This window comes from Sulfitobacter sp. HI0040, assembly GCF_001634885.1.
Classification (GTDB): domain Bacteria; phylum Pseudomonadota; class Alphaproteobacteria; order Rhodobacterales; family Rhodobacteraceae; genus Sulfitobacter.
In genome coordinates this window covers 1-17,933 of sequence record NZ_LWEX01000079.1, presented here as the reverse complement: position 1 = coordinate 17,933, position 17,933 = coordinate 1, and the positions used below count along the sequence as shown (strand labels likewise).

Annotated in this window: 17 protein-coding genes and 2 pseudogenes; 14 read left to right on the top strand and 5 right to left on the bottom strand. The window is 61.8% G+C overall.

Annotated features, from left to right (window positions below; translation table 11 throughout):
* The first annotated feature begins 32 nt into the window (after positions 1-32).
* The 5 genes from A3728_RS06260 to A3728_RS06240 all read left to right on the top strand — a co-directional run bounded on the left by A3728_RS06260 (position 33) and on the right by A3728_RS06240 (position 4,823).
* Complete coding sequence (locus A3728_RS06260) at positions 33-1,151, top strand: FAD-binding protein (RefSeq protein ID WP_067921372.1); 1,119 nt, start codon at positions 33-35, stop codon at positions 1,149-1,151.
* A gap of 27 nt (positions 1,152-1,178) precedes the next feature.
* A complete protein-coding gene (glcF, locus tag A3728_RS06255; RefSeq protein ID WP_067921249.1) occupies positions 1,179-2,573 on the top strand; it encodes a glycolate oxidase subunit GlcF in 1,395 nt (464 codons plus the stop codon).
* Positions 2,574-2,636: 63 nt separating this feature from the next.
* Entirely contained in the window at positions 2,637-3,452 is an 816-nt protein-coding gene (locus tag A3728_RS06250; RefSeq protein ID WP_067921370.1) for a trypsin-like serine peptidase, read from the top strand.
* A gap of 146 nt (positions 3,453-3,598) precedes the next feature.
* A complete protein-coding gene (locus A3728_RS06245; RefSeq protein ID WP_067921247.1) occupies positions 3,599-4,069 on the top strand; it encodes an Hsp20 family protein in 471 nt (156 codons plus the stop codon).
* A gap of 181 nt (positions 4,070-4,250) precedes the next feature.
* Positions 4,251-4,823, top strand: coding sequence for a hypothetical protein (locus tag A3728_RS06240; RefSeq protein ID WP_067921245.1), 573 nt, complete (start codon positions 4,251-4,253; stop codon positions 4,821-4,823).
* 94 nt (positions 4,824-4,917) lie between these two features.
* On the opposite strand, the gene A3728_RS06235 is transcribed toward A3728_RS06240, so the two are convergent.
* Positions 4,918-6,393 carry an NAD-dependent succinate-semialdehyde dehydrogenase gene (locus tag A3728_RS06235; protein ID WP_067921244.1) on the bottom strand — a complete coding sequence of 492 codons (1,476 nt, stop codon included), beginning with the start codon at positions 6,391-6,393 and terminating at the stop codon, positions 4,918-4,920.
* Positions 6,394-6,488: 95 nt separating this feature from the next.
* On the opposite strand from A3728_RS06235, the gene A3728_RS06230 reads away from it, so the two are divergent.
* From A3728_RS06230 to A3728_RS06220, 3 genes are all read left to right on the top strand, one after another.
* On the top strand, positions 6,489-7,280 hold the full coding sequence (locus A3728_RS06230) for an alpha/beta hydrolase (protein WP_067921241.1): 792 nt from the start codon (positions 6,489-6,491) through the stop codon (positions 7,278-7,280).
* A 117-nt stretch (positions 7,281-7,397) separates the two neighbouring features.
* Positions 7,398-8,609 (top strand): M24 family metallopeptidase, encoded by a 1,212-nt coding sequence (locus A3728_RS06225; RefSeq protein WP_067921240.1) that lies wholly within the window; start codon positions 7,398-7,400, stop codon positions 8,607-8,609.
* Between the two features lie 120 nt (positions 8,610-8,729).
* On the top strand, positions 8,730-9,359 hold the full coding sequence (locus A3728_RS06220) for a DUF1523 family protein (protein ID WP_067921237.1): 630 nt from the start codon (positions 8,730-8,732) through the stop codon (positions 9,357-9,359).
* Between the two features lie 98 nt (positions 9,360-9,457).
* Here A3728_RS06220 and A3728_RS06215 read toward each other — a convergent pair whose 3' ends face one another.
* Positions 9,458-9,838 (bottom strand): HIT domain-containing protein, encoded by a 381-nt coding sequence (locus tag A3728_RS06215; protein ID WP_067921235.1) that lies wholly within the window; start codon positions 9,836-9,838, stop codon positions 9,458-9,460.
* A gap of 8 nt (positions 9,839-9,846) precedes the next feature.
* Positions 9,847-11,424 carry a DUF5928 domain-containing protein gene (locus tag A3728_RS06210; RefSeq protein ID WP_067921233.1) on the bottom strand — a complete coding sequence of 526 codons (1,578 nt, stop codon included), beginning with the start codon at positions 11,422-11,424 and terminating at the stop codon, positions 9,847-9,849.
* Positions 11,425-11,569: 145 nt separating this feature from the next.
* Here A3728_RS06210 and A3728_RS06205 point away from each other — a divergent pair, with 145 nt between their 5' ends.
* Both A3728_RS06205 and A3728_RS06200 read left to right on the top strand, forming a co-directional pair.
* On the top strand, positions 11,570-12,388 hold the full coding sequence (locus tag A3728_RS06205; protein ID WP_067921232.1) for a sulfotransferase family protein: 819 nt from the start codon (positions 11,570-11,572) through the stop codon (positions 12,386-12,388).
* Between the two features lie 39 nt (positions 12,389-12,427).
* The gene (locus tag A3728_RS06200; RefSeq protein ID WP_067921230.1) at positions 12,428-12,991 is read left to right on the top strand and encodes a DedA family protein; all 564 of its coding nucleotides are present in this window, start codon (positions 12,428-12,430) and stop codon (positions 12,989-12,991) included.
* Here A3728_RS06200 and A3728_RS06195 read toward each other — a convergent pair.
* Complete coding sequence (locus tag A3728_RS06195) at positions 12,988-13,686, bottom strand: SGNH/GDSL hydrolase family protein (protein WP_067921228.1); 699 nt, start codon at positions 13,684-13,686, stop codon at positions 12,988-12,990. The two genes, A3728_RS06200 and A3728_RS06195, sit on opposite strands and share 4 nt — an antisense overlap.
* 179 nt (positions 13,687-13,865) lie before the next feature.
* Between A3728_RS06195 and smpB the strand changes: the two genes are divergently transcribed.
* The 3 genes from smpB to A3728_RS06180 all read left to right on the top strand — a co-directional run bounded on the left by smpB (position 13,866) and on the right by A3728_RS06180 (position 16,476).
* Positions 13,866-14,354 carry an SsrA-binding protein SmpB gene (gene smpB / locus A3728_RS06190; protein WP_067921226.1) on the top strand — a complete coding sequence of 163 codons (489 nt, stop codon included), beginning with the start codon at positions 13,866-13,868 and terminating at the stop codon, positions 14,352-14,354.
* Positions 14,355-14,434: 80 nt separating this feature from the next.
* The gene (sseA, locus tag A3728_RS06185) at positions 14,435-15,292 is read left to right on the top strand and encodes a 3-mercaptopyruvate sulfurtransferase (protein ID WP_067921224.1); all 858 of its coding nucleotides are present in this window, start codon (positions 14,435-14,437) and stop codon (positions 15,290-15,292) included.
* Positions 15,292-16,476 (top strand): amino acid aminotransferase, encoded by a 1,185-nt coding sequence (locus A3728_RS06180; RefSeq protein ID WP_067921221.1) that lies wholly within the window; start codon positions 15,292-15,294, stop codon positions 16,474-16,476. The genes sseA and A3728_RS06180 overlap by 1 nt, the downstream gene beginning before the upstream one ends.
* Positions 16,477-16,580: 104 nt before the next feature.
* Here A3728_RS06180 and A3728_RS06175 read toward each other — a convergent pair.
* Positions 16,581-17,513, bottom strand: a pseudogene (locus tag A3728_RS06175) (ammonium transporter); the annotation flags it as partial.
* A gap of 30 nt (positions 17,514-17,543) precedes the next feature.
* Here A3728_RS06175 and A3728_RS22660 point away from each other — a divergent pair.
* Positions 17,544-17,933, top strand: a pseudogene (locus A3728_RS22660) (ammonium transporter); the annotation flags it as partial.

The following is a 17,933-nucleotide window of genomic DNA, read 5'->3' as shown; positions in this document are numbered from 1 at the left end:
GCGTTTCAGAAACACTCCCCCCGCAAAGCGGCGTGTCACCGGATACCGAGGCGGAACTGGCCGAGCTTCTGCGCGGCGGAGGCGACGCATGGGCCGTACAGGGCGGCAACACCCGCGGCGTGCGATGCAATGCAAAAACTCTTTCTACCGCGGCGATGGCCGGGGTTACGCTCTATGAGCCCGGGGCGCTGACGCTCGTGGCACGGGCCGGAACGCCGGTGTCGGAGATCGAGGAGACGCTGGCGCAGGATAACCAGCGCCTCGCGTTTGAGCCCATGGATCACCGCCAGTTGCTGGGTACTTCCGGAACGCCCACCATTGGCGGGGTCTTCGCGGCCAATGTCTCCGGGCCCCGGCGCATGACTGTCGGCGCGGCGCGGGATTTCCTGCTGGGGGTCCGCTTCGTGGATGGCAAGGGCGATGTCGTGAAGAACGGCGGCCGGGTCATGAAGAACGTGACGGGCTATGACCTCGTGAAGCTGATGGCGGGGTCTTTCGGTACGCTCGGCGTTCTGACGGAAGTTTCGCTCAAGGTGCTGCCGCGCCCCGAAACCGAGGCGACGCTGGTGTTGAACGGGTTGTCAGATGCCGAAGCGATACAGGCGATGGCCCAAGCGATGGGAAGCCCGTTCGAGGTGACCGGTGCGGCCCACGACCCGGCCAGCAGCAAAACGTACCTGCGGATCGAAGGGTTCGAACAGTCGGTAAGTTATCGCGGTGGGCGGTTGCGCGATTTGCTGGCCGAAAAGGCAGGCGAAGCCGAGATTGAAGAGGCGGAGGCATCCGCCGAAACCTGGCGCACCCTGCGCGACGTGACCCCCTTTGCCGGGCGGAAGGGGGACGTCTGGTCGCTGTCGTGCAAACCTTCCGATGCGCCTGCCATCGCAGAGCGGAGCGGCGCGCAGTCGGTGCTTTATGACTGGGGCGGCGGACGGCTCTGGTGCCTTGCCTCTGCCGGCCATGACGTGCGGGCTGCGGTGGGCGTATTTGCTGGGCACGCCACCCTTGTTCGCGCTGGTGCCGATACCTTCGATCGACTCGGTCGGTTCCACCCCGAAGCCCCCGGCGTCGCACAACTGGCCGCCGCTTTGCGGCACAGGTTCGACCCTCATTCCCGCCTCAATCCCGGATTGATGGCGCGAGCTACTTGATTCCACCTCTTTCAGCCGGAGCGCTCGATGCAGACGACTTTCACGGATAGCCAGCTTTCCGATCCGCAGATCGCACGCAGCAATGAAATCCTGCGTGCCTGCGTGCATTGTGGCTTCTGCACGGCAACCTGCCCGACCTATCAGGTGCTGGGGGATGAACTCGACAGTCCGAGGGGCCGTATCTACCTGATCAAGGACATGCTGGAGAACGACCGCGACCCGGATGCGAAGACCGTCAAGCATATCGACCGTTGCCTGTCCTGCCTCGCCTGTATGACGACCTGTCCTTCGGGCGTGCATTACATGCACCTCGTCGATCACGCGCGCGATTACATAGAACGTCGTTACAAAAGACCGTGGTCGGATCGTGCGCTGCGCTGGATGCTGGCGCGGATCCTGCCCTATCCGACGCGCTTCCGGCTCGCCCTGCTGGGGGCGAAGATCGGCCGGCCCTTCGCACGGCTGATGCCCGATGTCCGGCTGCGGGCGATGTTGGAGATGGCGCCGCGCCATATCCCCCCGGTCAGCCGCAACGACGATCCCCAGACTTTTGCCGCGGAAGGCACAGCGCGCAAACGCGTGACGCTGATGACCGGCTGCGCCCAAAAGGCGCTCAACACGGATATCAACGATGCGACCATTCGCCTGCTGACCCGGCTTGGCTGCGAAGTCGTGGTGGCGGAGGGGGCAGGTTGCTGCGGCGCCCTTACCCATCATATGGGCAAGACTGATGAGAGCCACGCAAGTGCTGCCCGCAACATCCGCGCCTGGACGGCGGAGATGGACGGAAAGGGGCTGGACGCCATCGTGATCAACACCTCGGGCTGCGGAACGACGGTTAAGGACTACGGCCATATGTTCCGCAATGAACCGCTGGCCGAAGATGCCGCGCGTGTGTCAGCCATCGCCTGTGACGTGAGCGAGCTTCTTGTCGATCTTCTGGACACGGAAAAAGGCAAGGAAGCGCCACGACCGGCCCGCGACGACATCGCCGGAATAGATGCTCCCGCGCCGGTATCACCCGCGCACGAAGGGCTCGTGGTCGCTTATCACGCTGCCTGCTCGCTTCAGCATGGCCAGCAGATCAAGACCGCCCCGAAAGATCTGCTGAAGAAGGCGGGCTTCACGGTGGTGGAGCCTGCGGATCCGCATCTGTGTTGTGGTTCGGCGGGTACGTATAACCTGATGCAGCCGGAGATCTCCGGCCAGTTGAAGGCGCGCAAGGTGAGGACGCTGGAAGCCAAACGCCCGGACATCATCGCGGCGGGAAATATCGGTTGCATGATGCAGATCGGCTCGGGCACCGGTATTCCGGTTGTCCATACCGTGGAACTGTTGGACTGGGCCACGGGCGGGCCCAAACCCCCGGCGCTGGACCGCGATGGATCGCAGCGCGCCCCGGAAATCCCCCGGTTGCGCTGATCCGGCCCTATTTTCGCCCCATCTGGTGGGTATCCGGATACCGGGTGACCAGGGGTGATTGAATTGCGTGTATTGAAGGTATTCGCGACTATTCTGCTTTTCGCGGCGCAGGGTGCGCTGGCACAGGATGCGCAACTGCGCCAGTTGGACAGCGGTGTCGAAGGGCGCGACTGGGAAGCGGTCGGGCGGCTCGATATCGGGGGCGTGGGTTTCTGCACCGGCGCGCTGATCGCGCCCAGGCTCGTCCTGACTGCGGCGCATTGCCTGTTCGACAGCCGCACCAAACAGCAGATCGATCACGGCGCGGTGCAGTTCCTTGCCGGATGGCGCAATGGCCGCGCCGGGGCTTACCGCGGCATCCGCCGGGCCGTGGTGCATCCTGAATATGTGTTTGACGGCGATGTATCGTCCGACCGGGTGCGCAACGACGTGGCCCTGCTGGAACTGGAACGCCCGATCAACAACACCACGATCCAGCCTTTCGGCACCGGCGCCCGCCCCCGGCCCGGCGACAGCGTCGGCGTGGTGAGCTATGCGCGCGACCGGTCCGAGGCCCCCTCCCTGCAGGAGGTTTGCACCGTTCTCGCCCGGCAGGAGGGGGTTCTCGTTACCTCATGCTCTGTCGATTTCGGATCGAGCGGTGCGCCGATATTCGTATTTCAGGACGGTGCCCCCCATATCGTATCGGTCGTCTCCGCCAAGGCGGAGGTCGAGGGCGCCAATGTTTCGCTGGGGACTGCGCTCGGCGCGCCGCTCGCCCTTTTGCAGGCCGAACTGGTCGCGGGTAAAGGTGTCTTTCAGCATGAAGGACCGGGCAGCCGCCGCATCCGCGTGGGCCAGCCCAACCGGGACACCGGGGCGAAATTCGTACGCCCCTGACCTTTGGGCGGGGGTCTTGAAACGCTTCTGAATCATTCCCACATGGCGGGTGCCGGGGTGCCTCAAAGGGCTTCGGCATAACCGAAACGGGTCTGTCCAATGATGGAAGGCCCATGCGTAAAATCGCTCAAACATGAGGATGAAACATGCGTACATATGATTTTGCACCGCTCTACCGGTCCAGCGTTGGCTTCGACCAGATCGCCAACATGATGGACCGCGTCCTGTCCAACGACGGCACGACCTCCAGCTACCCGCCCTATAACATCGAAAAGCTGGATGACGATTCTTACCGCATCACCATCGCCGTGGCCGGCTTCTCCGAAGCTGATCTGAGCGTCGAGGTGCGTGAGAAATCTCTGATCGTGTCTGCCCGCAAGGCCGATGAACAGGAAGAGAAGACCTATCTGCACCGTGGTATCGCCACCCGTGCGTTCGAACGCCGTTTCGCACTGGCGGATCACGTTCAGGTGACCGGCGCCGCCCATGCCGATGGCATGCTGCACATCGACCTCGTGCGTCAGGTGCCCGAATCGCTGAAGCCGCGTCAGATCGAGATCGCATCGGACCGCAAGGCGATCGAGAAGGATGTTGTGGACGCGAAATCCGTCAACTGATCGGATAAAGACCACTCCTGTCACTGGCCCGGGGCATCGCCTCGGGCCTTTTTGCATGCGGCGCGCGGAAATCCGCGGAGTTTCGAAGGTTCTCGCAACCCGCCCGGGGGGCGATGCGTTTTGTAGATAACAGGCTGCGTGCCTGTCCGAGACAAAGCAACGAAGACGAAAGGAACATCAAATGACCTATCGCGATACCGTTCGAACGCTGACCCTCACCACAGCACTGGCCGGGCTGACAGCCCTTCCGCTCGCAGCGCAGACGCTTTCCGAAGATACCAGTGTTGCCGCAGGAGCCGGCACAGGTGTGATTGCCGCGACCGACGTGGCCGAGACTGCTGCCGATCTGGATCTCAACGTCGATGCAGACGTGGATACCAGCAACATCGGCACCAGCAATCTGGCGACTACGAACCTCGAAACGGATACCACCGTCACAACCCCGCGTGTGACAGGGCCGCTTGAAACCGCTGAATTCGACCGCATGAATGCAGTGATCGACAGCGGTTCAGCCGTGGCCGTTTCCTCCGACGGCACGGTCGTGGGCACGATTGACCGGGTCGAACAGCGCGAAGACGGGACGCTGCGGTATTCCGTCGCGCTGGATGACCGGTTCGCCACCGCGACACCGCGCGTGATCCTGCGCAGCCGGACGACGTTGGATGCGGACAACCGCCTGAACCTCGGGATGAGCGACGCGCGCTTCGGCTCCTCCCTTTCCCAGTTCGGGTCTGCGGGCGTCGGCCTAAACTAAGAGTGGCTCGACGCGCTCCTGCCGCGTTCCAAGAAACAAAGAAGGCAGCGGAATCCGCTGCCTTCTTCTTTTCCGACATCGCGACTGTCGATGATCAGACACTCATGCAGATGTATTTCATCTCAAGGTAATCCTCGATCCCGTGGTGGCTGCCTTCGCGGCCAAGGCCGGACTGCTTGACGCCGCCAAAGGGCGCGACCTCGGTCGAGATGATGCCGGTGTTCACCCCGACAATCCCGTATTCCAGCGCCTCGGCCACCTTGTAGACGCGGCTGAGATCGTTGGCGTAGAAATAGGAAGCGAGGCCGAAGATCGTATCGTTGGCCATCCGGATCACGTCATCTTCGTCATCGAACTTGAAGAGCGGTGCGAGCGGGCCGAAGGTTTCCTCGGTGGCGACCTGCATGTCCTGGGTGACGCCCTTGACGATGGTGGGTGCAAGGAAGTTGCCTTCCATCTTCTCTTCCTTGGAACCGAGGATGATCTCAGCGCCCTTCGAAAGCGCATCCTCGATATGTTCCTTGACCTTCTCGCTGGCGTCGCCGTTGATTAGCGGGCCAAGGTCTACGCCATCCTCGAAGCCGTCGCCGACCTTCATCTTTTCGACCCGCGCCTTCAGCTTTTCGGCAAAAGCGTCATAGACACCGGCCTGAACGTAGATGCGGTTCGCGCAGACGCAGGTCTGGCCGTTGTTGCGGAACTTGCACAGGATCGCGCCTTCGACCGCGGCATCCAGATCCGCGTCGTCGAACACGATGAACGGGGCGTTGCCGCCCAGCTCCATGGAGCATTTCATCACCTGATCGGCAGCCTGTTTCAGCAGGATACGACCCACTTCGGTCGAGCCTGTGAACGTCAGCTTGCGGACAGCAGGATTCTCGCAGAATTCCTTGCCCACTTCGGAGGAGGAAGAGGACGGCACCACGTTGAACACGCCTGCCGGGATACCTGCACGCTCTGCCAGTACGCCCATGACGATGGCGGACAGGGGCGTTTCCGCCGCCGGGCGCGCCACGAAGGAACATCCCGCCGCAAGCGCGGGCGCGGCCTTGCGCGTGATCATGGCGTTGGGGAAGTTCCACGGCGTGATGGATGCGGCAACGCCGATGGGCTGCTTGATGACCATGATACGCTTGTCGCGCTGATGGCCGGGAATGGTTTCGCCGTAGATGCGCTTGGCCTCTTCACCGAAGAATTCGATGAAGGATGCGCCATAGCCGATCTCGCCCTTCGCTTCGGCCAGCGGCTTGCCCTGTTCGGCGGTCAGGATGGTGCCCAGATCGTCCTGGTTTTCCATCATCAGGTCGAACCACTTGCGCAGGATCGCGGCACGTTCCTTGCCGGTCTGCTTGGCCCAGTCTTTCTGCGCTTTTTCGGCGGCCGCGATGGCTTTGCCCACCTGAGCGCGGGACAGGTTGGCAACCTTGGCGATCACGTCGCCGCGGGCCGGATTCGTCACATCGAATGTTCCGTCGTCACCGTCGATCCATTCGCCATTCACATAGGCCCGCGTCTCCAGCAGGGAGGGGTCCTTGAGCATGGATTTGAGGTCGGTCTTCGCGTCGGTCATGGCAATCTCTCCGCTTTTGTCTGTGGTACCCAAAGCAACATTGGCTATGATTGTCCAGTTCCACTTTGCGATGGAACGTGCCGGGGGAGCCATGAATGAGACTGGATGACGCCTATGCCAACGCGGCCCATATAGAGGGCGCGGAGGATTATCCGCCACGCTGGCAGCAAGAGGCCGCGACCTTTCGGAAAAAGCTGGGTTTCCGCGCACAGCTTGGGGTGTCCTACGGCCCGACCGAGCGGGAGGCCTTCGATTTTTTCGAACCCGAGGGCGTGTCCCGGGGGACGGTCATCTTTGTCCACGGGGGCTACTGGAAGGCGTTCGATCGTTCATACTGGTCCCATCTGGCGCAGGGCGCGGTGGCGCGGGGATGGGCGGTGGCGATGCCCTCCTACGATCTTTGCCCCGATGTACGCATCGCTCAGATCACCGGGCAGATCGCCCGCGCCGTGATGGAGGTGGCGAAGCGTACCCAAGGAGACATCGTGCTGGCGGGTCATTCGGCAGGGGGGCAACTGGTTTCCCGCATGATGGATCCGGTCGTCCTGCCGGGGGATATACGCGACAGGATCACCCGTATCTTGCCGATCTCGCCGGTGGCGGACCTCGAACCGCTGCTCGAAACCTCCATGAACGAGGTTTTGCGGCTGGATATGGTTGAGGCCCGCGCGGAAAGCCCGGTCAACATGCCGCCGCCGCATGGGGTGCATGTTTCTATCTGGGTGGGCGCGGAAGAACGGCCCGTCTTTCTCGAACAGGCCGAAAATTTCGCGCAAGCCTGGGGGGCAAGGCATCACGTCGTCGAAGGGCGGCACCATTTCGACGTGATCGATGCACTGACCGAGCCGGACAGCGCGATGGTGCGGGATCTGCTCGGGTTGAAATAGAGGCTTGATCGGGGCTGCGGAATACGCCAATCAAACATAGGCCGGGGCGATGGCGTCGCCCCCTCGCGGGCCGATGCGTCCTGAACGCCGGGACCTTTCTGAAAAGGAGGGTCTGATATGACCACCCCACGTCCTGACATGTACCGTTTCCATAACGGAGAAAAATCGCCGCTGCCTTTTGATGCGGCTGAATACGAAGATCGTCTCGATGAGTTGCGCGAGCGGATGGACAACGTCGGCGCGACTGCTGCTGTCTTCACCTCGATGCACAACATCGCCTACTACTCCGGCTTTCTCTATTGCGCGTTCGGGCGCCCCTATGGCCTCGTCGTCACCGCAACCGAATGCGTGACGATCAGCGCGGGCATCGACGCCGGCCAGCCGTGGCGGCGCAGCTTTGCCGACAACATCACCTATACCGACTGGCAGCGCGACAATTTCTGGCGCGCAGTGGCCTCCGTCACCGGGACCGGCGGGGTGATTGGATATGAGAGCGATCATCTGACGCTGATGCAACGCGACAAGCTGGAGGATTTCCTGCAACCGCTCACCATGGTGGACCTTTTCGAGACGACGATGCGCCAGCGCATGCACAAGTCCGAAGCGGAGATCGCGCTCATCCGGCAGTGTGCCGCCATAGCGGACGTGGGCGGCTACGCGATCCGCGATGCCGTCCGGATCGGCACGCGAGAGATCGACGTCGCCATGGCCGGGCGCGATGCGATGGAACTGGAGATCGCCAAACGCTTTCCGGACGCCGAGTACCGCGATACCTGGGTTTGGTTTCAATCGGGCATCAATACCGATGGGGCGCACAACCCCGTTACGGCCCGGCAGATCGAGCGCGGCGATATCCTGTCGCTCAATACTTTCCCGATGGTATCGGCCTATTATACGGCGCTCGAACGCACGATGTTCGCCGGAGAGGTCGACCCGGCCAGCCTGAAGATCTGGGAAGCGAACGTTGCCGCGCATGAGTTCGGGATGAGCCTGCTGAAGCCCGGTGCGAGCTGTTCGGAGGTCACCCGGCAGATCAACGATTTCCTGCAAGAACGTGACCTTTTGCAATACCGTACCTTCGGCTACGGCCATTCCTTCGGGGTATTGAGCCATTATTACGGACGTGAAGCTGGCCTGGAACTGCGCGAGGATATCGATACCGTGCTGGAACCGGGCATGGTCATTTCCATGGAACCCATGCTCACCCTCGGCGAAGGCCAGCCCGGGGCGGGCGGCTACCGCGAGCACGATATCCTCGTCATTACCGACGAAGGCAACGAGAACATCACCGGCTATCCCTATGGGCCGGAGTTCAACGTCGTGGGCTGAACGGGCAGGGACCGGCCCCGATGGCCGGTCCCACCGTCGCAAAACGCGCGAAACTTCCTATATCTTGGTTGTCGCAGCCGATAGACCGGCACGGATAGGTCACCGCCGGAAGGAACCGAGATGAAGATCGCAAAATGGGTGTTCTGGATTTCCCTGTGGGCGCTTGTCGCCGCGTTTTTCCATTATACCCTGCCGCAGACGGATATCGTCCGCATTACCGATACCTATGAAAAGCGGATAGATTTCGGCGCGAACTCCTTGTTCTGGGCCCAGGCTGACGCGGGGGCGGACGGTTCGATGCAGAACCGGGATGTATTCTTTATCCAGACACGCCGCGCGGACGGCGATGTGATGGTTTACCGCAACGAGGATACCGGCTGGGGCTGGCCGCCTTATTTCAAGTTCGATACCGCGAATCTGCAAGCGGAAGCGGCTGACCTGCGGTCCGTATCGGGGGCACCTGTCTATGTGGCGCTGAAGCACTACGGCTGGCGTAACGAGCTGTTCTCGATCTATCCGAACGCCGTCTCCTTGCGCGTCGTGGATGGGCCGAATGCCTCGAAGGGCATTCCCTTTGTCAGCATCATCGTGCTGACCCTGTTTCTGGCGTTGGTCTACGCTGTCTGGGTACGCTGGCGGCGGTTCCGCGACGCCCGTGTGAACCCGGCATTGGAGCGGATGGAGGAAGACCTGTCGGCCCGGCAGGGGCGGCTGGCCGCATGGTGGCGCGACCGTCGCAAAGACAGGTGATGCTCCGGGGGCACCTGAAACTGACCCCCGAGGGCTTTTCGCGGTGCTGTCGGAGCCTCCGGCGGGAGTATTTGGAAAAGGGTGAAGGGGCGGCCGATTTAACCTTCGCGTGCGACCATGCGGCCCATGCGGCGACCGCCGAGGATGTGCACGTGCAGGTGCGGTACGTCCTGAACCCCGTGCTTGCCCGCATTGGCGATCATGCGAAACCCTTCCCCCTGATCGAGGGCGACGCCTTCCTTTCGGCAGACTTCAGAAATGGCGCGGGTATAGTCGATGATCTCAGCCTCGGAGGCCTCTGCCGCGAAGTGATCGTAGCTGACGTAGGCACCCTTGGGGATTACCAGCACATGCACCGGCGCCTGCGGTTCGATATCGCGGAAGGCGAGGCTGTGTTCGGTTTCATGAACCGTGTCGTTCGGAATTTCTTTCCGCAGGATCTTCGCGAAAATGTTCTGGTCGTCGTAATTGTAGCCCATCGGGGTCCTCAATCTGCAAACAGGTAGTCGGTTTCGGCGATCTGTAGCGCCTTTTCATGGGGAATGTTCAGGAAGCGGCCAAGGGAGACGGCGTTTTCCTCCAACGAGGCGCTTTCGCGCATCCGGTCGTGGTTTTCGAACTGTGAATCGCGAATGCGGTCGGATTCATGAACCATGTCGTTGCGGATCGTCGGCAGCAGCCGGTTCAAGGTGTCCTGCGATGTCCGTTCCCCCGCGAGGCCGACACGCATGGCGTGGCCGGTCAGGTAGTCATCTGAGAACTGGCATTCGATTTCGAGGATCCGGGTGATCGAGCGGTCGGAGGCGAAATCGTTCAGCAGGTCGAGGTTGCCCGGGTCCATACAGACGATCAGCCGGTCGGTCTGGTAGTAGTCGAACAGCATGCGCATCAGGGCCCGGCGGTGGCGGGTGCGCTTTTCGAGCGTGTTTTCCAGCCCGCCGAGGTCGGGCAGGGGGGTGTGCTCTTCGTTGAAGAGGTATTCGATGGCGGGCAGGTTCGTCAGTTGGCGAATACGGTCCAGCACGCGTTTGGCCACGTGCCATTTCTTGCAGACCACGATCAGCAGTTCGCGTTCCCGCCCCAGCGTGCTTTCGGTTTCCCAGAAGCGGGTCACGAAACGCCGCCCGATGCGCCCCCGGCCCGTCAGGAATTTGAAGAGCGACCGGCCTTCGTTGCTGATCTCAAAAGGCACGCCTTCGGCCGCGTAGAGCAGACCGAGGCGACGTTTCAGGTCCTGCGCCTCGGGGCTGATCTTGCGGGCGAAGAGGTAATCCTGACTCAGCAGCAGATCGTAGTGATCGTCATAGAAGGTTGTTGGCATGCCGTAGTCGGTGAACATCAGGAACGTCAGCGTGCGCGAACGAATTTCGGTATCCGGCACGAGATGGCGCACGAGGGTTTGAAAGAAGGTTTCATCCGGGATCCATGTGGTGCGAAAAAAGCGCGTGACATCGCGCCGTTCCTTCAGGAAATCCAGCAGTGCCTCGATCGTGCGGCGCCGCAGGCACCACCACTGGCTGCCGATCTGGACCTGGATGTCTTCCGGGATCGGGCGGGTCAGGCCCAGCCGTTTCTGAAGGGCGAACATCGTGTAGAAGCGCTTTTTCTGTGTTCGTTCGTTGAACCAGTGCCGGTAGATCAGCCGTTCCTCGCGCCAGCCTGTCTTGATCCAGTCGCTGGCGAAGTAGTCGAAGCTTTCGATGAAGTCGCAATCGTTGTCGTCGAGAAACTGGTGGGTGTATTCGGCCGACTTGATCGCCATGCAGTCCCCCGACAGCATGTAGAAATGGGTCGCGCGGGGGAAGGTTTCGACCGCCGATTGCACAGCGTAAAGCGTTGCCTGCACCAGCGACCATTCGCCCCAGCCGCAGCGGATGCGTTTCCTGGCGAAGGTAACGTTGGGATTGTCCGCCAGCGCCTTCTGGATCTGCGCGAAATGCTTGGGATCAGCGCTCGCGTCAAAGTGGATGGACATATAGTCCCCCACGGCGGTCAGGCGTTCCGCCTGCCTGATGATGGCGACGGGGTCCTTGTGGCACAGCAGGATATAGGCAATTTTTGCCATGCGCGAAACGAACTGCCCTCAGTGGTGCTTTTGTTGAACTAGATAATCGTGAAGACCGATTGAATAAACCGCATTTCTTTGCTTTTTTATGCGGGTCACGATCTGTTGCCATAAAACAGACGCAAGGTGGAAGGCGAGTGGTGCTATGGGTTTTCCCGGAACGTGGATGACGGAAAGCGAAAGCATGGTGTACCGCGTGGTGCCCAAATGCGCTTGTTCCACCATCGGTCAGATCATGTTCTATTCGGATCACGGCGCGTTTTTCGACGGCGATATCCACGACGCGAAGGCAGGGCTGCACAAATGGGCGCTCGATGCGTCGCAGGGTCCGATCGTGGAGAATGTGACCCGACATAAATCCTTTGCCTTCACCTGCGTGCGCAACCCCTACACCCGGGTGCTCAGTTCTTTTTTCGACAAGATCTGCGGCATTCAGCGCAACGGAAAGCGCTATCGGGGCAAGCTGGTGCCGCTGCTGGTCCAGAAGTACGGGATCGAAGTGGGCGGCGGCGACGGCAAGCAGGAGTTCGACCAGATCGCCAGTTTCCGCCGTTTCCTGCTGTTCGCGCGGGACACCATTCGGTGGCGGCGCCCGATGGATCCGGATATCCACTGGTCGGCGGAATCAGGGCATGTCAGCACGTTCATTGCCAATGGCGGGACCTACGACAAGATCATCTGGACGGAGGATTTCAACGGCGGCATGCAAAGCGTGCTGGACGCAGTCGAAACCCCGCATCCCGTGGACCTTGCCCAGATACCGCGCTTCAACGAATCCGAAGGGCACGGCCCCAAGCGTGCGCATCCTGTCGAGGATTATTTCGACGATCTTTCGATGCACCTCGTGCGGGAGATCTACAAGCGAGATTTCGACCTGTTCAAATACGACTTCGACAACCCGTCGAACAAGATGCCAGTGGGTGAGATCGACCTCGCTGAAGTGCATGCCAAGCTGGGTGACTGACCCCGCCTTTCTTCACATTCCTGTCAAGGTCAGGCCCTGATGGATTTGAATGCCCTGATTGCCCAGTTCGGGCTTATTGCCCTGTTTCTGGGGTGCTTCCTCGAGGGGGAGTCGGCGGCCATCACGGGCGGCGTGCTGGCGCACGGGGGCTTCCTGCCGCTTTGGCAGGTGGTCATCGCCATCGCGGCGGGTGCATGGACTGCGGACAACCTGATATTTTACGCAGGCCACCGCTATCGCACCCATCCCCGGGTCATCAAACTGTCGCAGAAACGGATGCTGGGCCGGATTTTGCGCCATGTGGGCGATCATCCTTACGTGGTGACGGCCCTGTTCCGCTTCATTCCCGGCATGCGCATCCTCGCGCCCTTGGCGCTGGCGCATACGCGGGTTTCCTACACATCCTATGCGGCCATCACGCTTGTCGCGTCGTCGCTCTGGGCGCTTTTCTATGCCACGCTGGGGCAGGCGTTCGCGATCCTTCTAGCGCGGCTTTACGGCGAATTGGAGCAGCGGGAGGTCATCGTCATTGCCGGGACGCTGGCCGCCGCCGGGCTTCTGCCGCTACTGATCCGTTATGTCCGGTCGCGCAAAGGGGGTTAAAGCCCGCCTTTCCGAATGATGTCAGCGACCCGCCGGCCGACAGCGGCGCTGCCCTTGACGGAAGGATGGATGCGGTCGGCCGAATGATAGGATTTGTCCCCATAAGGCACCAGGTCCTCCAGGGACAGGAAGGTGACGCCTTCATCCGCCGAAGCCATCTGCGCGATCCGCGCCTCCATCCGGTCGCCCAGCGACTTGCAGTGATCGATGGGCGAACCGAAGCCCGGGCTGCGCAGGTAGCCCACGTAAATGACCCGGGCATTGGTCGCCCTGATCCGGCGTACCAATTTCGGGATCTCGCCTTTCTTGCCGTCTGCAGAGATCAGCCGTTCCATGGTGCCGGTGCAAAGCAGGCAACCGCAGCCCAGCCACAGGTCATTGCCGCCGCCGTTCAGGATCACCCATTCCCACGGGCCGGGCACGAACTGTTTGGGGATGCTCATGCCGAGCGCGCCGGAAATGGGCAGCATATAATGCATCTGCGCTCCCACGACGGAGCGGTCGAGCACGGGAACGCCGAGTTCAGCCTCTAACATGTTGGAGACGGAGCGTTTTTCCCCCACGTTCGAGGCGAGCAGCGAATCTCCAAGTGTGATGATCCGGGCGCCTTTCTCGCTCCCCACCCGTTCCGAACAGGAAACCAGTACAAAGGTCAGTGTCAGCAATAGTGCGAGGTGTCTGAGCACGTTGGGCATGTCGGTATCCTTGGCTATGTTTCAGCAGTGCAGGAGGTGACGACTAAAGGCCGCAAAGATGGCGAATCTATGCTCCCCTTCGGGAAAGATACGGGTAAGGAGGTGCGCTGGCCAATGCGTCCTCCGCTCGGAGCGGCGCGCGCTTGCGTCCTTCCTGTCATCGCCCTACATCGGGGGGCATGGCGCAGGTAAAATCATCTTCGAAATCCGATCCGAACTACAAGGTGATCGCGGAAAACCGCCGCGCCCGCTACGATTATGCCATCGAGGACGACATCGAATGTGGCATCGTGCTGGAAGGGTCCGAGGTCAAATCCCTGCGCATGGGCGGCTCCAATATCGCGGAAAGCTATGCGGCGGTGGAAGATGGCGAGCTGTGGCTCGTCAACAGCTATATCGCCCCCTACAAGCAGGCAAAGACCTTCGGCCATGACGAACGACGCCGGCGAAAGCTTCTGGTGTCCCGCAAGGAAATGGCGAACCTCTGGAATGCGACCCAGCGCAAGGGCATGACGCTCGTTCCTCTGGTGATGTATTTCAACCACCGGGGAATGGCCAAGATCAAGCTGGGCATCGCCAAGGGCAAGAAGAACCACGACAAACGAGAAACCTCGGCCAAGCGCGACTGGGCGCGGCAGAAGGCCCGCCTGCTCAAGGATCACGGTTGAACAAGGGCGGGGCGGGCGCTCTTGTCAGGGGCAGCGCGCGGCGGTAGGCAGAGGCACATCCGCTGCAAGGGGGGCTGCCCATGCCTGACGATCCCAAGACGCTGGTCTCGACGGACTGGCTTGCCAAACACCTCAAGGACCCTGATCTGCGCCTTTTGGATGCGTCATGGTACCTGCCCGACGCGGGGCGCAATCCGAAAGCCGAATACGAGGCTGCCCATATCCCCGGCGCGCGCTTTTTCGATATCGACGATATTTCCGACGGTCGCTCCGACCTGCCGCATATGGCGCCACCGGTCGAAAAGTTCATGTCGCGGATGCGCGCCATGGGCGTGGGCGACGGGCATCAGGTCGTGGTCTACGATGGGGCCGGGCTCTTGTCGGCGGCGCGGGTCTGGTGGCTCTTCAAGCTCATGGGGCAGGAAAATGTCGCCGTTCTCGACGGGGGGCTGCCCAAGTGGGTGGCCGAAGGGCATCCGACCGAGGACATGCCGCCCATTCCGCGTGACAGGCACATGACAGTGCGTCTGCAGAACCAACTGGTGCGGGACGTCACCCAAGTCGCGCAGGCGGCCAAGCTGGGCAATCCACAGATCGTCGATGCGCGATCACCGTCACGGTTCCGGGGCGATGCGCCCGAGCCGCGCGCGGGATTGCGGGCGGGGCATATTCCCAGCGCGCGCAACCTGCCCTACACCGAGCTTCTGAACGATGATCAGACCATGAAGGACGGCGATGAATTGCGCGCGGCGTTCGAGGCCGCAGGCGTGGACCTGTCGCGCCCAGTCATCACCTCGTGCGGGTCCGGCATCACCGCCGCGATCCTCGCCCTCGGGCTTGAGCGATTGGGCCATCGGGATTGGTCGCTTTATGACGGGTCCTGGGCGGAATGGGGCATGGCGCCCACCATGCCCATCGCCAAGGGGGAGGCTTCGTAATGTTTGAAACGCTCAAGGCGCAGCCTGCTGACAAGATACTCGCCCTCGTTCAGGCCTATCGGGATGACCCGCGTGAGACCAAGATCGATCTGGGCGTGGGCGTCTACAAGGATGCGAACGGGCTGACCCCGGTCATGCGCGCCGTGAAAACCGCGGAGCACCGGCTCTGGGAGGCTCAGGATACCAAGGTCTATACCGGCCTTGCCGGGGACCCGGCTTTCGCCGATGCGATGATCGGGCTGATCCTAAGCGATGCAGTGCCGCGGGAGACTGTCGCCGCGGCTGCGACGCCCGGGGGGACCGGGGCAGTGCGTCAGGCGTTCGAACTGATCCGGATGGCACGGCCCGAGGCGCGCGTTTTCGTGTCAGACCCGACATGGCCAAACCATTTGTCCATCCTGTCCTACCTCGGGATGGAAGTCGTGCCTTACCGGTATTTCGATGAGGAAACGCGCGGCGTCGATTTCGACGGCATGTGCGCCGATCTGCGTAAGGCGCGCGCGGGCGACGTGGTGCTGCTGCATGGCTGCTGCCACAATCCAACCGGCGCCAATCCGACGGATGCGGAATGGGACACGGTGATCGAAATCCTCCGCGAAACGGGCGCCCTGCCGATGATCGACATCGCCTATCAGGGTTTCGGTGACGGATTGGATGCGGATGCCGCCGCCACGCGGAAAATCGCGGCGGCGGTGCCCGAATGCCTGATCGCGGCGAGCTGTTCGAAGAATTTCGGCATCTACCGCGAACGCACCGGGCTGCTCATGGCCATTTCCGCGGAACCCGCGGCGCGTGGCCTGAATCAGGGAACGCTGGCTTTCCTCAATCGGCAGAATTTTAGCTTTCCGCCCGATCACGGGGCGCGCGTGGTGACCATGATCCTGCAGGACGAGGCGCTGCGGGCCGGTTGGAAGGCAGAACTGGAAGAGGTGCGCAACACGATGCTGGGGCTGCGCCGCCAGCTTGCCGATACGCTGCGCGATCTGTCCGGGTCGGACCGCTTCGGATTTCTGGCGCAGCATCGGGGCATGTTTTCCCGGCTCGGCACCACCCCCGACAAGGTGGAGGAGCTCAGGGCAAAGCACGGGATTTACATGGTCGGCGACAGTCGCATGAACATTGCGGGCCTCAACAGCCAGACCGTACCGATCCTTGCGCGGGCAATCGTCGAGGTGGGTATCTGACGCTCCCCTTCTCATGATCGAAAATACTTCCGCCGGAGGCATCCAAACGGAAAACCCGCGCTCGACGGCGCGGGTTTTCTCTTTTCTTGGACGGACTGGATGGATCAGCCGCGGGCGAACTCCGGATAGGCTTCCATGCCCAGCTCGCTCATGTCGAGGCCGGTGATTTCCGCTTCCTCGTCGACGCGGATACCCATGGTCGCCTTGAGGATCAGCCAGACCACCAGCGATACACCGAAGACGAAGGCCCCGATCACCGCGAACCCGATGATCTGTGTCACGAAGGACGTGCCTGCCGTGTAGACGGGTACCACGAGCGTGCCCCAGAACCCGGCTAGCAGGTGCACGGGGATTGCGCCGACGACATCGTCGATCTTCAGCTTGTCGAGGAACGGCACGGTGAATACGACGATCACACCGCCCACGGCGCCGATCCAGAGCGCCCCGAAGAGGGTCGGGTCAAGCGGTCCGGCGGTGATGGAAACCAGACCGGCGAGTGCACCGTTCAGCACCATGGTCAGGTCGACCTTGCGGTACATGACCTGTGTCAGCACCAGTGCGGCAACGGCACCCGCTGCGGCGGCCATGTTGGTGTTGGCGAAGATCTGCGCCACGGCATCCACGTCTTCGATCGTTCCCATCGCCAGCTGGGACGCCCCGTTGAAGCCGAACCAGCCGAGCCACAGGATGAACGTTCCCAGTGTGGCCAGCGCGAGGTTCGAGCCGGGCATCGGCACGACGCGACCATCCTTGGCGAACTTGCCAAGGCGCGGCCCCAGCACGATGGCCCCGGCCAATGCCGCGAAACCGCCTGTCGCATGGACGAGTGTGGAGCCCGCGAAGTCCGAGAAACCCATCTGGCTCAGGAAGCCCGCACCCCACTGCCAGGATGCTTCGATCGGATAGATGAACCCGGTCAGCACCAGCACGAAGATCAGGAAGGGCCAGAGCTTCACGCGTTCGGCCATGGTGCCGGAAACGATGGAGGCGGTCGTGGCGCAGAACATCAACTGAAAGAAGAAATCGGAGGCATTGGAATAGCCGCCGGCGTCGATCGTCGTCNNGNCGNNCTNGTGCGGGCCAAGAACGTGACCACGCAGTTGACCAAGAACATCGGCCTCTTCTCGCTCGCGGCAATCATGTATTGGCTGGTCGGCTACAACCTGATGTATCCCGGCGATGGCTGGATCATTCAGGATGTGCTGGGGGGCTTCGGCACGAAGGACGTCAAGACGACGATCGACGCCGGCGGCTATTCCAATGCCTCCGATTTCTTCTTTCAGTTGATGTTCTGCGCCACGACCGCCTCCATCGTTTCCGGCACCATGGCCGAACGCGTGAAGCTCTGGCCCTTCCTGATCTTCGTGCTGGTGCTGACCGGGTTCATCTATCCGATCGAAGCATCCTGGCAGTGGGGTGCGGGCTTCCTGAGCCAGATGGGTTTCTCGGACTTCGCG